Annotated in this window: 10 protein-coding genes and 1 pseudogene; 2 read left to right on the top strand and 9 right to left on the bottom strand. The window is 53.5% G+C overall.

The genetic code is table 11. The features are described from left to right. Window positions 1-24 precede the first annotated feature (24 nt). From CHH75_RS21560 to CHH75_RS21530, 7 genes are all read right to left on the bottom strand, one after another. On the bottom strand, window positions 25-1,635 hold the full coding sequence (locus tag CHH75_RS21560) for a type 2 periplasmic-binding domain-containing protein (protein ID WP_413773623.1): 1,611 nt from the start codon (window positions 1,633-1,635) through the stop codon (window positions 25-27). Window positions 1,636-1,749: 114 nt separating this feature from the next. Further along, window positions 1,750-2,634 carry a carbohydrate ABC transporter permease gene (locus CHH75_RS21555; protein ID WP_095267740.1) on the bottom strand — a complete coding sequence of 295 codons (885 nt, stop codon included), beginning with the start codon at window positions 2,632-2,634 and terminating at the stop codon, window positions 1,750-1,752. A 25-nt stretch (window positions 2,635-2,659) separates the two neighbouring features. Beyond that, the gene (locus CHH75_RS21550; RefSeq protein ID WP_176475633.1) at window positions 2,660-3,649 is read right to left on the bottom strand and encodes an ABC transporter permease; all 990 of its coding nucleotides are present in this window, start codon (window positions 3,647-3,649) and stop codon (window positions 2,660-2,662) included. Between the two features lie 270 nt (window positions 3,650-3,919). Continuing rightward, entirely contained in the window at window positions 3,920-4,933 is a 1,014-nt protein-coding gene (locus tag CHH75_RS21545) for a LacI family DNA-binding transcriptional regulator (RefSeq protein ID WP_095399129.1), read from the bottom strand. A gap of 401 nt (window positions 4,934-5,334) precedes the next feature. Beyond that, window positions 5,335-7,521, bottom strand: coding sequence for a DEAD/DEAH box helicase (locus CHH75_RS21540; RefSeq protein ID WP_095399128.1), 2,187 nt, complete (start codon window positions 7,519-7,521; stop codon window positions 5,335-5,337). Further along, the gene (locus tag CHH75_RS21535) at window positions 7,518-8,855 is read right to left on the bottom strand and encodes an ATP-binding protein (RefSeq protein WP_095267762.1); all 1,338 of its coding nucleotides are present in this window, start codon (window positions 8,853-8,855) and stop codon (window positions 7,518-7,520) included. Before CHH75_RS21535 ends, CHH75_RS21540 begins: the two co-directional genes overlap by 4 nt. 142 nt (window positions 8,856-8,997) lie before the next feature. Continuing rightward, the gene (locus CHH75_RS21530) at window positions 8,998-10,965 is read right to left on the bottom strand and encodes a TerB N-terminal domain-containing protein (protein WP_095399127.1); all 1,968 of its coding nucleotides are present in this window, start codon (window positions 10,963-10,965) and stop codon (window positions 8,998-9,000) included. Window positions 10,966-11,133: 168 nt separating this feature from the next. Here CHH75_RS21530 and CHH75_RS21525 point away from each other — a divergent pair, with 168 nt between their 5' ends. Beyond that, window positions 11,134-11,793 (top strand): M50 family metallopeptidase, encoded by a 660-nt coding sequence (locus CHH75_RS21525; protein ID WP_095267736.1) that lies wholly within the window; start codon window positions 11,134-11,136, stop codon window positions 11,791-11,793. Window positions 11,794-12,013: 220 nt separating this feature from the next. On the opposite strand, the pseudogene CHH75_RS25620 reads toward CHH75_RS21525, so the two are convergent. After that, window positions 12,014-12,111, bottom strand: a pseudogene (locus CHH75_RS25620) (transposase); the annotation flags it as partial. A gap of 15 nt (window positions 12,112-12,126) precedes the next feature. Next, window positions 12,127-12,717, bottom strand: a complete 591-nt coding sequence (locus CHH75_RS21520) for a TetR/AcrR family transcriptional regulator (protein WP_095267735.1) — start codon at window positions 12,715-12,717, stop codon at window positions 12,127-12,129. A gap of 304 nt (window positions 12,718-13,021) precedes the next feature. Here CHH75_RS21520 and CHH75_RS21515 point away from each other — a divergent pair, with 304 nt between their 5' ends. After that, window positions 13,022-14,194 carry an MFS transporter gene (locus tag CHH75_RS21515; RefSeq protein WP_095399126.1) on the top strand — a complete coding sequence of 391 codons (1,173 nt, stop codon included), beginning with the start codon at window positions 13,022-13,024 and terminating at the stop codon, window positions 14,192-14,194. The last annotated feature ends 41 nt before the right edge of the window (window positions 14,195-14,235 follow it).

Genomic DNA, 14,235 nt, shown 5'->3' with positions numbered 1-14,235 from the left:
CCTAACAAAGCTGACGAGCTCCTCTTATTGCAGGCCCAGCTTCTCCTTGTTCGCTTTCATTTTTTCGTTGCGAATCTCCAGAATTTTGTTCCAGTTATTATCTTCGATGAAGGCTTTGTATTCACTCAAAATATTGTTGAAATGGGCTTCGTCGCTGGCGCGAATCAAGCTTACAAGCGTGGTGTTCCACTTGGTATCGATCGTGCTGAGCGACCGCGCTTCCGGTGTGCCTTGAGCCGGGTTGATATTCTCCAGAATGAAATGCGGCTTCAGCTTGCCTTTGCCCCATTCCTGCATCTGCTTGATCGCATCCGGGAAGGCATCTCCGCTCAGCGCCTTGTGACGGTCGTGACCGAAGAACATGAATTCACCCATGCGGTAGTCTTTCTTGAATGCATCCGGGTTGTTCAGCTGAAGCTCCTTCACCTCCGGCAGGAACTCTACCGTGCCGTCCGCGTTCACTTTATAGGTCTCGCCTTCGATGCCATAGTTCATCAGCATTTGGCCTTCCTCACTCAGAAGATAGGTGAAGAGCTGAATCGACTTGGCCGGGTCGGCGTTTGATTTCGTAATGAAGCTGATCATCCAGCCGGTAATTCCGGACTGGTTCAGGGTCGGTTCGTTGCCAACCGTGCTTTGCGGGCCGTCAATCGCGATATATTCCTTGCCGGGATTGTGGGTCATGAAGCTTTGCAGGTTGCCCCCCTGCTGCGGTGTACCGTCCAGCAGAATCGTTGCGTATTTGCCGGCCTTCACTTTTTCCTCAAATGCCGTGCCGTCATCCGCGAAGCTGTCATCGCTGATGGCATCGCTGCGATATACTTCATTCAATGTTTTCAGCCAGGTAATGTAGTCTTCATCCAGATTGCGGTTATAGAAGTTGCCGTTCTCATCCTCAAGCGGCACACCGATGAAATCCTGAAGCACATCGCCCAGGGACCCGGTACCTTCACCGATCGAATTGAAGCCAAACGGAATCAGCTGCGGGAATTCACGCTTAATCTCGCTAAGCGTCTGTTTGAACTCCTCCGGCGTGCCCATGCTTGGCTTGCCAAGCGCCTCGTACACGTCCTTGCGGATAATGAACGCTGTTTTGGCCGGAATGTTACCGCTGTCATAATCCTCCTGGGTATTGGAGTAGTTCGGGTAACCGTACGTCTTGCCATCCGATAGCTGGAACCAATTCAGCGTATCCTGCGCCGCTACCTGATTGAAATGCGGATCATATTTCTCAGCCAGATCGTTCAGCGGAAGCGCCCAGTTTGCCGCCTTCTGCACCACCGGAGAGTTGGAGTCAAAGGTTGTAATCAGGTCCGGCATATCGCCGCCAGCAAAAAACGTATTCAATTTCGTATCGTCGCCGGTAATGAATTTAATATCGATGTTCAGGTCTTCTTTAATTTTTTGGGTCACCACATCCTTGCCAAAATCGGTGTTCCACCAATCCGCATTCACATACCAGGTCAGCTCGGTGATCTCTTCCTTCGTATCCAGCTGCCAGGCCGGCGTGTTCGGGTCCGGTGTGTACCGGTCCTCAATCGAAATCCAGTTCTCTTTATTCGAATTGCTGTCACCGCCTGATCCGCAGCCCGTGACAACCAGCGCAAGTGTCAGTACGCCGGTGAATAGTCCCATCCCTTTTTTCCAAAACGCTTGTTTGTTGCCCATCTTCTTGTCCTCCTTTATATTAGGTAAAGCGCTTACCTCAATTCGGGGCATCGTGATTGGTCCCCCGTTATTCGGGCATGCCTATTCCTTGACCGCCCCTAGCATAATGCCCGAGATGAAGTACCGCTGCAGCAGCGGGTAAATTATGACAATCGGCAGCGTTGTCACTACAATGGTGGCCAGCTGAACCCCTTTGGTGGTCGTCTGGATGGCCACCGAGCCCATATTCTGCATCGTCTGCGTCTGGGACTGGACTATGATCTCATACAGCATCATCTGCAGCGGGTACAATGACTGATCCGTGATGTAGAGCTTGGTCGTCATAAAATCGTTCCATTGCCCGACCCCGTTGAACAGGGCGATCGTTGCCATCGCCGGCATGGACAGTGGGATGAAGATGCTGAGGAAAATGCGCCAGTCTCCCCCGCCGTCAATCTTCGCCGACTCCTCCAGCGAATCCGGCACGTTGCGGAAAAAGTTCATCAGAATAATGACATCATAGAAACTCAATAGCGCCGGGATGATATATACCCAGAAGCTGTTCAGCAATCCGAGCGATTTGATCAACAGATAGGTCGGAATCATACCGCCGGAGAAGAACATGGTAATGACTCCCATCACCACATACAGCTTCCGTCCGCGAACATACTTTTTGCTCAAGCCGTAGCCGACCATCGCACAGAAAAAGACGTGGGTGGCCACCCCGATCACCGTTTTGGCAACCGAAATAAAGAATGCCTGCCAAATCGAGTCGTCCCGGAACACGGCCTGATAGTTTTCCAGGGAAAACTCCTTGGGCCAGAATATAAAGCCGCCTTCCGCCAAGGATCTGCCCGAGCTGAAGGATGACACAACAACATTCCAGAGCGGAACGACGATGATAATCGTAAACAGCACCAGCAGCACGGTATTGACGACATCAAAGATTCGGCTGTCCAGATCCCCTTTTGCAATCTTTGAATTCAAGCGTAAAGCCTCCTCTCGTTTGCCATTACAGAACGGACTGATTATCGTTTAATTTGCTCGTGATTTTGTTCGCGGTAACAAGCAGAATGACCGACACGATCGATACCCCCAGCCCGACGGCCGTCGCATAAGAGAAGTCCCCTTGCGTCATCCCCATCCGATATACGTAGGAGTTGATGACCTCGGCCTTCTCCCGGTTCTGCGAGTTCATCAGCACCAGTGTCTGATCGAGATTCGAGCCTAATAAACCGCTTACAGTGAGGATCAAATTCAAACTGATAATCGTCTTCATGTTCGGGATCGTAATATACCAGATCTGACGCAGACGACTTGCCCCGTCAATCTTGGCCGCTTCGTAGTATGTGGGATCAATTTTGGCCATAATCGCCAGATACAGAATCGTTCCCCAGCCCGCCTCTTTCCACACATCCGACAGCGTGGCAATCCACCAGTACTTGCCTGGATCAAGCAGGATGTTCTGCGGCTTCGAGATCAGTCCGAGCTCCACCAGAATCTGATTGAACAGCCCCGATGTCGAAAGCCAAGTGATCAGCATCCCGCCGAGCACAATCCAGGATAGAAAGTGCGGAAGGTAAGAAACGGTTTGCACGAATTTCTTGAAGCGCCCCCATCTGACCTCATAAATCATGACCGCCAGAATAATCGGAATGACAAATCCTATCGCCAGTTTCAAGAAGCTGATGCCCAGCGTGTTGACCACCGAATCCCAAAAATACCGGTCCGACATAATAATTCTGAAGTTCTCCAATCCAACCCATGGCGCAGAGTCCAGCGTGTCGATCACGGTGTAATGCTTGAATGCGATAGTCAGCCCATAAATCGGTATGTAGCAAAAGATAATCATGAAAATGACGCCTGGCCATATCATGGACTGAAGCTCCCATTGCCGCATGAAGTCTACCGCAAACTCCCTGACTCTTTGGCCCATCGGCTTCTTGCCGTTCAGACCGGCCTTAGCGGGCCCGGTTGAGTGAACTGCAGCCGGCTTGCCCATTGGCTTCGCCCCCCTTTAAACTGCTATGAGAATGATTTTTTTGCATCTCCAAGTTATTAAAACGTTTTTATTTTTTGGCGATCGCCTCCCTTCATGCATTAAAAAAACAGACCGGCATCGATCTTGCAGCCTCATTCTTCTTCAGATACCGGTCCTAAGCCGTAACAAAACGCCGTTTCCCGCGGGGGCCGCTTCCTTGTGCAGACGCGATCCGCTGCCCTGGGAACGGAGCAGGCCCGCCGCGCCGCTGCCTTCTCTGCCTTCGCTGCCTCAAGACGGCCGGGACAACTTGATATGGCTCGATCCGCGCACGATCAACTCGCCAGCCAGCTTCTCCACCTTGCCCTGCTCCTTGTTCTGAATCATCCGGACCAGATGGTTCACCACCAGCATGCCCTGTCTGGCAATCTGATTTCGCACCGTCGTGAGCGGCGGCGAAAAATACTGCGCAATATCAATGTCGTCAAAGCCTACGACGCTAATATCGTTCGGAATGTCATAGCCAAGGGATTTCAGCGCGCGTATGCAGCCGATTGCACTCAAGTCATTCCCCGCCAGGAAGGCGTCCGGTAGTTTGCCCGGATGGTTGTGAATGAATGATTTGACGGCATTGTAAGAGCCCTCTTCTTCAAAATAACCTTGCAAAATATAGTCCTCGTCCACCGGAAACTGGGCCTCGCGCAGTGCCGCCAGGTAGCCTTCCTTCCGCTGCACGCTGTCAAACATCGTATCGACGCCTGAAATATAGGCGATCTTGCGGTGCCCCAGACTGATCAAATACCGGGTTGCCTCATAGCCGGCCTCATAGGAGTCGAAAATCACGCTTCCCATGCCTTCACTGCGAATGACGCGATCAAGAAAGACCGCCTTCACCTTGTTCTTCTCCATCGCGGCGATATCCTGATCGTCAATTCTCAGTTCTTCAAATATAACGACCCCATCCACGCGCCCGCCAAGAATATTACTCATAATGATCTGCTTATCCGTTGTAACGAACACGTTCAAGCCGTAGCCGAGCCGGTCGCACTCCCGCGACATCGATTCCACCAGCGTGTAGAAATACGGACCCGCCACGCTTGTTGTGAAGAACCCAAGCATCTTGGTCGTTCCGGACTTCAACAGCTTGCCATTCAGATTCGGCACGTAATTGAGCCGCTTGGCCACTTCCAGCACATGGGACTTGGTCTCCGGATTAAGCACATCCACATCATTCAAGGCATTGGACACCGTCGAAATGGAGACTCCCGCCTCCCTTGCCACATCTTTAATGGTTACCTTCCCCATATCCTTCGTCCTTTTCTCTAAAAACGTTTTAATAAAATTAAATTAGCATAAAAACGTTTTCAGCACAATGTTTTTTTTCGTTTATTAGCCAAAAACCGGTCGTGCCGGGAGCGCGAAGCCTGTCGTCCTGAGGCCTAGCACCATTATCCCGTTTGATCAGGCATCCCCCTGAATCAAAGGGATAATGGTGCTAAGGGGGAAGACAACAAACACTCCTCAGGCAACGATCATACCTTATTGTGCCCTAGTGAGCCTTGCCTCCACACATAGAGCCCCTCTTCAAGACTCGACTCCTGACACTTGCCCGTTCCCCGTTACGCACCTCATCCGGACTCATCAAGCACTTCAGGAATCTTTAAGCACTTCAGCCTTCCTTCAGCACTTCAGACTCATGAAGAACTTCAGCCTTCCTTCAGCACGTCAGCCAATCCCTGCACATCCAGTCCATCCACCGCAAAGGCGGTGCGGACCAGCTGCGGCGGCACAAACTCATCATATTTTCCAAGATAAGGAGCCTCGTCGGCATCCAGCAAATCGCTTGCGTCCTGGCAAGCTTTCAGTTCATTAAGAATTTGCTCCATCAGCGTCCTGTCATCCGTCCGGCCGGCAACCACCATGTAATACGGCTCCATCGGCACAATGGACCGCAAGGCAAGCCGATCCGACAGATTATGCTTCAGCAAGCGCTCAAGAGTACGAAACTGCTTGCTGCCCGCCCAGGGCAAAATAAAAAGCGAGTCTCCGCCAGCCGGGATGACCACGCTGCTGAGCAGCCCGCTCTCCCGCGCCAGCCTGCGAGCGCGCTCCAGCCGGTTCACAGCCCCTGGCGCCAAATAAGGGTAAATCGTGCTGTCCATCAGCACTTCCTTTATCTTCTGCATGATCCGGGTATGCACATCCCCGCCGGCTCCAAGCCAGAGGGTGTCCACCTTGCCTTTGGCGGCTTTCACATACAGCGCCTTATGCTTCGTGTCCACCTCTTCGACCTTCCACAGCTTGCCCGCCAGCGAGAAACAGTAGCCCGGGGGCGGCACGGTCGTAATGGAGCCGATCTCCTCTGAGCCGTTGTATACGACATGCTCCTCGTCATCCTTGAACACGGCATAAAACCGGTAGTTGTTCACGATCTTCTCCCCGCCAAGGCCGATGATGAGGCTGCCTTCCTCCGTCCGCTGGATATGATCGGTTTGCAGCAGATATTGAAGCAGCTGCTTGTATTCCTCGGGCTCAATGCCGCGGAAAGCGGGCAGCGTCAGCACTTCCCTCGCCAGGTCCGCAGGCGCAGCTTCTCCCATGCTCTTGAGGACGCTCATCGTCTGATGATACAGCACGCCGACCGGCTTCTTCCGTAGGGATAGCGGCTCCACCCACTTCTCGCGGACGTACAGCTCGATGACCGCGATGGCCCGCAGCAGCGTCCACGGCATCCGTGCCGGCAGCTGCGCCTCTTCGTCCTCTTCCTCCGGACAGAGGAACATCATCTCGGACGTCTGGCTCCCCCGGCGTCCGGAGCGGCCGAGCCGCTGCACAAAGCTGGAGCAGCTGTACGGTGCGCCGAGCTGGATGACCCGCTCCAGCTCGCCAAGATCGATGCCGAGCTCCAGCGTCAAGGTCGCGGCGGCAACGGCAGGGCCAGGCCCGCTGCGAAGGGCGGCCTCCGTCTCCTCGCGCAGCATGGCGGATATGCTTCCATGATGAACATGGAATACATCCGGATCCTGCCGCTTGGCCGCAATCCGGCGCAGCTCCAGCGTTGTCAGCTCCGCATCGGAGCGGCTGTTGGTGAAGACAAGGGCTTTCTTATGATGGGTGTTGTCATACACAAAATCATAATAAGCCTTGCGCGCCAGCTCCAGCTGCTCCGCCTGCTTCTCATCCCTCGCGTCAGGGAAAGAGAAATGCTCCACCGACAGGCGCAGCTTGCGCGCCCCTTGCGGCGCGATCACCTCAACGGCTTGCTTCGTGCCTGCACCGAGCCAGCCTGCGGCGGTGTCGTAGTCGCGAAGCGTGGCCGACAAGCCGATCCGTCTCGGTGCGCATGAGGCCATCCGCTGGATGCGGGCAAGCTGACTGAGCACCTGAATTCCGCGATCGGCCCCCATGAAGGCGTGAACCTCGTCGATAATGACGTACCGCAGGTCCTGGAACAGGGCCGGGATCGCATTCGGACGATTCATCAGCAGCCCTTCCAGCGATTCCGGCGTAATTTGCAGCACGCCGGAGGGCTTCTGCATCAGCTTGGTTTTCTCGGCCTGTGCCACATCCCCATGCCAGTGCCAGACCGGAACCTGGCCCTCCTTCAGCAGCTCGGTGATCCGCTCGAACTGATCGTTGATCAGCGCCTTCAGCGGCCCGATATACAGGATGCCCACCGAGCTTGGAGGCCGGTTGTACAGCTCCGTCAGCGCCGGGAAGAACGCCGCCTCCGTCTTGCCCGAGGCCGTCCCCGAGGCGATCAGCAGATGATTCGGCGTATCAAACAGAACGCGGCAGGCCTCCACCTGGGCTTCCCGCAGCGTTTCCCAACGTTTTTTGTAAATAAACTCCTGAATAAACGGCGCTAGCCTGGAGAACGGATGCCCGCTCATAACTCAAACTCCGCCAGCAGATCATCCAGTTCATCCGCCGGCTGCTCCTTCCGCTCCTTGTCATCCGGCCGCATCGCGGCCCGCTCGCCCAGAAGCTCCTCGAAGGTCACATCATGATGCTGATGCAGCGTATGCAGCACGTCCATGAAGTCGCGGACCACCTCCCGGGTCGTCAGCAGCTCCTCTGCGCCCAGACGCCCCACAGCCATCTGCATAAAGGCAATCAGCTGTTCATCCGTCAGGCTCACCTCATACTGAAAATGCAGCGCATGGATATCGCGCAGCTTCTGCAGCAGCACGAGAATTTCCTCATGAGACAGCATGTCCAGCTTCAGGATCGGGGATGTGTAGGTTCTGAGCGCGCTGCTCCCATAGCGCCCGTCGATCAGCCGGGAGCGGAGCGCGTCATAGCTGAACAGTCCGCGGCGCTCATCCTCCACAAACTGCGGCGTGCCGCCCAAATAGATGCCCAGGTGCTCCGCCTTGCCCTGCATCGTGTCGTTAAACATCGTCAGCAGCTTCTCGTAGTTGCTGTGACGCGAGATGCTGTTCGTTATTTTGTACAGGTTCACACCTTCATCAATAAACAGCAGAAGCCCTCTATACCCGATGGTCGCCGTAAACTCGGCCCACAGCTTCATGTAATCGTACCAGTTGTCGTCATCGATGATGACCCCGACGCCGAGATCCTTGCGCGCCTCCGTCCGTGTCGGGTATTCCCCGCGCAGCCAGCGCAGCGCCGCTCCCTTCCGGTCATCGTCAGCCAGCTTGTAACCGCTCCAGTAAGCGGCCAGCACCTTGGCAAAATCAAATCCGTGCACCAGGTTGCGCATGCTGTTTGCCACCGCATAAATCTTAAGCTCAACCTCCTGATCCAGTTCCGCATCCCCGGGACGCAGCCCCTTCTCCTGCATGATCCCCTGCTGAACGGAGGCGATCCATTTCTGGAGAATGGCTTCCAGCGCACCGCCGTCCGGGCGGGTCTTCGTCGAGAGATGTGTCATCAGCTCCCGGTACGTAGCCAGCCCCTGTCCCTTCGTTCCTACCAGCCTCCGCTCCGGCGACAGATCGGCATCGGCCACGACGAAATCGCGGTCTGTGGCGTAGTTGCGGATCATTTGCAGCAGGAAGCTTTTGCCGCTGCCATAGCGCCCTGTAATCAGGCGAAAGGCTGCCCCGCCCTCGGCGATGTTGTCCATGTCTCTGAGGATCGACTCAACCTCGGGCTTGCGTCCAACCGCGATATACTCAAGCCCCACTCTCGGCACGACCCCGGCTGTGAGCGAATTGACGATCGCCGTCGTGAGCCGCTTGGGAATCTTCAGCTCGTTCATCATTCATCACCTCTTCTGGTTCTCCACTTAAAGCTTATCGTTCTGATCCTTCCTCCGGCCCTCCGCGTAGCATGCTGTTTCACATGCTGATTTCTAAGCCGACTAAAACTTTATCCTCATCTGTATCCTCATCTTCATTTCCTCAGACACGCATCAATGTTTCGAACTTATCCCTATATTCATCCACAATGGCATCCCCGTCGACCAACAGGTCTCCAATCGTATCCATTGCAGCATCGTTAATCTCATCCAGCAGCAGCTCCGGCATGGAGCCTGCCTGATCCGCCGCCCGCTGCATCGCTTCCCGGTCCGGCCCGTGCTTGAGCGCAAGCAGCAGCGCCAGATGAACAGGCGCAAGCCGCTCAGCAAGCTGCTGCCACTCCTCATCCAGCGAGGCGGTGTTCCACATCACCTCGCCTTGCTCAGACACATGAAGCGGCCGTTCTGGCAGTAATGAAGGCGGGACAGGCAACTTTGAGGAATCTGACGTTGCGAACGATTCTCGCGAATCTGATGACTTTGACGACTTTGACGATTCTGAAGACGCTGGCACCTCTGCCGAGTTTGGCGATGCCGCCGCCGCTGGATGCACGGAAGTCTCTGCCAACGGCGCTCGTACTGGCGGTTCGGTATCAAAATCCATCACCGCTTGGAACAGCGGCGCCTGCTCGCTGCCGCCACGCTTGGCAGGCGGGGTCTCCCGCTCCAGCGGTTTCGCCTTCCCAGCTGCCTCGCGCACTCCTTGCCGCTCCTCCGGCGAATCGGTCAACGCCGCAGCAGCCTCTGCCTGCTGCTTAGTGGCAGCAGCCGATACCGCTGCATCCGTATGCGCAGCGTCCGTGAGCAGCATATCTCGCACCTCGTCCGATTCCCGCTGCAGCCGCCGCAGCTTCCGGCTGTCAATCTTCACGGCCGGCGCGGATTTCTTGCGCTCATCCTCGGCTTCCTGATGCAACTCTTTTTTCAGAAAACGGCCTACCAGCTCCTCCAGTTCCGCTGGCACCTCAATCCCTCGGAGCCTGCCTTTATAACCTTTCAGCTCCCGCAGCTTGTTCTCCGTCAGCCGGACAAGCTGGGTCATGTAACTTCGAAGCGGAGCATGCTCGCTGAGCATCAGCACCGTCACGCTTGCCGTCCGTCCATACATCTCATGATCATATACAGCGCTGCGGAACAAATACCGCGTCACCTGACGGGGACGGGGGCGATAACGTTCAATCAGGCGCCCCCCCTCATAGCGGGCCGAGTAGCTGTCCGCCAGCGCAATCACCTTCGGAGACAGCTGCTGCAGCGCCTTGCGTCCGCCCTCCCGGTAGAAGCGGCTTTTCTCCACATCATAATCGATGATGTCGAGCAGGTAATCCCAGCCGAGGTCCACCGGATCAGCCGAGAAGCGCCGCAGCCATTCGAGCTCCTTCAGCACGCTGGACAGGCTTCGCGGCAGACGCTGCGGAATCTCCTTCACCGGCATATCCAGGCCATGAACGAGCATAAAATCATATAGCCACTCCCGCAAGTACGTATCCAGCTTCGGATAACGTCCGCGATAAGCTTCCCATACCGCATTCATCAGCGCGTAGCCCTGCGCCGGATCGCTCCAGCCTATGCCGTGAATCAGCTCATACACATAGATAAACAGGTAGGACAAGTCCGTGTCGGGATAGCGTCCGGACCGCACCTCCTCCCGCCAGTAGAAATACCACCTGTGCTGGTCGCGCGTCATCTGATCATAGGTAGGCCAGTAGCTTTTGAACGGGACAAACGGCGCCGCTTCCTCCACATGCCAGGCCAGCTCTCTGGCCTGCTGCACAAACTGCTGCTCCCTGGATATGTAGCGAAAGCTTTCATTCCAGTCCAAGTCCAGCGACTCCTCCGGCTGTACAAGAGAGGCAGGGCTATCGCCGACACCGGACTGTCCCGCACCGGAACGCGCCGCATCGCTCCCCTGCCCAGGCTGCGAATCGAACAGATCCGGCTCCCGGGTCGGAAGCGGCAGATCCCGCTCCTCGCCGCCCAGCTCGATTTCAGCAAACCGGACGCCGCCCTCGGTCACGACTTTATGGCGCACATGTCTATTGTGAATGTCATTAGGTTTACTCGTTTCACTCATCCTTAACGAACCTCCATCATAACTCCAATTATACCATTTTACGAGCGGACCCGAATGTATTTTCGCATTTTTCCGGGAGCGAACGGCGCGAATCTTTATGAACCCGATCATGTTATAATATACTGAATCCATTTGTCAGCCGACGATAGCTGGAAAGGAAACTTCCCAATGAATAAATGGCTCAAAGCAGTGTTATTTCTTGCAGTCGCCGCGTTCTTGACCCGGCTAATTCCATTCTCCTCCTGGTTCCGCATCCTGGATACGATGATTCACGAGCTCGGGCACGCCTTTGTGACGCTTCTGATGTCAGGGCGTGTGCTCAGCATTGAGCTGAACCCGGACCACAGCGGTGTTACCTACTCTGTTCTGACTGCCGGCTGGGGACCGATCATCGTGTCTCTGGCAGGATATATATCTGCATCGTTATTTGCCATCCTTATGTTTTATTTGTATGCCAAGAAGAAGCAGGAGCAGGGGTTGCTGCTCATTACCGGGCTTGCGCTGGTGATGCTCATCTTCTTCGTGCGCTCGGGGTACGGTGTTTGGTGGCTTGGCATCTTCATCGTCATCAACCTGATCTTTTACTTCCTCGGTGTCCGGATACGCAACTTTTATTATCTGCTGCTCGCCTTCCTCTGTCTGGAGGAATCCGTTGTCGGGCCGTTAAGCCTGGGCATGCGGGCGCTGACCGCCCCCGGACATGCAGGCGATGCCACCAATCTGGCGAATTTAACCTTTTTGCCTGCGATTGTGTGGGCGCTGCTCTTCTTTCTCTTTGCCCTGTGGTGTGCCAAGGTGGCGCTTCAGTTCTTCTGGCAAAAAAGATAGGTGCTGACAGAAGTCAGAACTAGACCAGTACCAGAAGCGAGTCAAATGACTGCAACACCATTCGTTCGTCTTCCGGTACTCATCAATATGAATAAAAGGAGCAGTCCTAAACGTAGTTTTTTCTAGGCAGGGATGGCCTTGTCTCTAACTTTAAGCATAAAAGCGCGAGTCTTGAAGGTTACTTAGCCCCCGAGACTCGCGCTTTTTGGTTCATCATTGCCTATTTGAGCAGATTATGGGCAAACGAAAGCCACCCGACTTCCAACTTACTTTTGGTAAGCCGCGAAGCAAGAGTCGCCGGAAATTCCGGTTGCTCTTCATTAGCGACAGAACCTATCCCAGCAATTCTTTGGCTCCGTTCATCACTAAGGGCATAGTCTGCTCAACGAATATTTCCGCACTTATTAGACGCCCCTCATTGTTCCATACGTAAGCCGCACCATACATCCCCCAACTTAACATGATAGAAGCCGTATTTATTAAGAATTGCGTGTTTGGAGTCAGTAGCATCTTGTCTTTGTCTATCAAGGAAAGAAGTATCGCTTGAATTTTTTTCTTTATTTGAATTTCGAATGCAGGTACAAGCGATGTATTTCTTTTTTTGCATATAGTGCCTAGATCCTTATGAAATTCGCATAACCCCAGGAAAATACTCCGAATTGTTTCTTCAGTTAAAACTTCATGACCACTTATTTTACGATTTATGATCGTCATAAATGATTCCATTAATCTGGCCTCAAGAATTTCGAATTTATCTACAAAGTGCGCATAAAAAGTCGTTCTGTTAACAGTAGCCCGCTCTGCAATATCCCTAACGGTTATCGAATCAAAATCTTTTTCTTGAATTAAGGAATCAAAAGCGTCTTGAAGGAGCCGCCGTGTACGTATCACACGAGGATCTGCTTGATTCTTATTAATTGTCATGGTTAAGATCCCCCCCAGTAAAACGACATTATAGAAACGGTGTTGTCTATACAACGGTTCAAGATTATTGATGATTGCGAACCATTCGGTTGTTATTATAGCATACAAATACAACACGTGTTGTTCAAGCTACTAGTGATGTATAGAAGCAATACGAATGTCGCTTTTTACAAAAGGAGAGAGAACCATGTCCGTTTCATAACAGTCGCTACGAAGGAGCACAAACGTTTTATATTATTCGAGACCGCCTGTCGGTTAGTAACGATAGTCCCGAGATTTTTAAAACACATCAGGAGTGTGAATGATGAAAAGCACATGGAAAATTTACGTTCTAGTCTTGATCACCTTTTTAGTAGGAACATCTAATTATGTTATTTCCGGGATTTTGGACAGGATCGCAGGGGCATTAGGAACAAGCGTTGCGGCAGCAGGCCAGCTCATTACAGTCTATTCTCTGGCCTATGCGGTCGGCACGCCTATTCTAATGGCGCTGACGGCTAAAATGGACCGGCGCAAGCTCCTCCTTTATTCCCTGGGCTTCTTTATTGCTGCAAATCTGCTGACATTTATATTGTCCGGCTTTGGTTTCTTCATTGCGGCGAGAATCATTACGGCGTTAGGTGCCGGGGTGGTTACTGTTAACGCGCTCAGCATCGCCGCCAAAATCGCTTCGCCAGGCAAGCAGGCCAGCGCTATCGCCAACGTCACCATGGGCTTAACTGCATCGCTCATTATCGGAGTCCCGCTCGGCAGATTGGTAGCCTCGGCTTTTGGCTGGAAATCTGTATTTCTGGCCATCGCAATTGTCGGGGTCATAGCCATGTTTGTTATTGCTTCGGTCTTTCCACGTATTCAGGGCGACAAGCCTGTTCGTCTGATCAAGCAATTAGCTTTGTTAAAAGAACCTCAGGTTTTGGTTGCATTGGCGATTACTTTTTTCTGGTTAGGGGGATATTCTCTCGCTTATACCTACATCTCCCCTTTTCTGCTAGAAGTGACTCATTTAGATGAATCATTGATTAGCGCAGCCCTGCTCGTGTTCGGCATCGCTAGCTTGATTGGGTCGAAAGTCGGCGGCTACAGCGCGGATAAACGTGGCGTTCTTTTCACGCTCGTTTCAGGGATGGTACTTCACGTCATTTCGTTGATTTTGCTATCCTTCGTCGGACAGTCGGTCACTGCCGTATTCGCCATTTTGATCTTCTGGTCTTTTGCCGCCTGGTCATCGGCTCCGGCACAGCAATTCAATCTGATTACGCTCGTTCCTGAATCCTCGGGCGTCATGCTAAGCTTGAACAGTTCCATGATGCAGCTTGCCATGGCCTTCGGCGCAGGAATCGGCGGGCTGATCGTTAACCATATTTCTCTTGCATCCATTACTTGGTTCGGTATAATCGGCGTACTCATCGCTATCATTGCCGTGTTTGTATTGTCCAGCATGTCATCACGGTATCCGGCGATAGAGTCAGCGAATTAATGCTTAACATCGAATATTTAATAACAGAAGAAATGGATTTA

This window comes from Paenibacillus sp. 7541 (genome assembly GCF_002276395.1).
Lineage (GTDB): Bacteria > Bacillota > Bacilli > Paenibacillales > Paenibacillaceae > Paenibacillus_AQ > Paenibacillus_AQ campinasensis.
This window is presented reverse-complemented; position numbering and strand designations above follow the sequence as displayed.

Coding starts and splice junctions, on each gene's coding strand:
- CHH75_RS21530 (WP_095399127.1), bottom strand. CDS start 10,965: ATGAGTGAAACGAGTAAACCTAATGACATTCACAATAGACATGTGCGC.
- CHH75_RS21515 (WP_095399126.1), top strand. CDS start 13,022: ATGAAAAGCACATGGAAAATTTACGTTCTAGTCTTGATCACCTTTTTA.
- CHH75_RS21560 (WP_413773623.1), bottom strand. CDS start 1,635: ATGGGACTATTCACCGGCGTACTGACACTTGCGCTGGTTGTCACGGGC.
- CHH75_RS21545 (WP_095399129.1), bottom strand. CDS start 4,933: ATGGGGAAGGTAACCATTAAAGATGTGGCAAGGGAGGCGGGAGTCTCC.
- CHH75_RS21525 (WP_095267736.1), top strand. CDS start 11,134: ATGAATAAATGGCTCAAAGCAGTGTTATTTCTTGCAGTCGCCGCGTTC.
- CHH75_RS21550 (WP_176475633.1), bottom strand. CDS start 3,649: ATGGGCAAGCCGGCTGCAGTTCACTCAACCGGGCCCGCTAAGGCCGGT.
- CHH75_RS21520 (WP_095267735.1), bottom strand. CDS start 12,717: ATGACAATTAATAAGAATCAAGCAGATCCTCGTGTGATACGTACACGG.
- CHH75_RS21540 (WP_095399128.1), bottom strand. CDS start 7,521: ATGAGCGGGCATCCGTTCTCCAGGCTAGCGCCGTTTATTCAGGAGTTT.
- CHH75_RS21535 (WP_095267762.1), bottom strand. CDS start 8,855: ATGAACGAGCTGAAGATTCCCAAGCGGCTCACGACGGCGATCGTCAAT.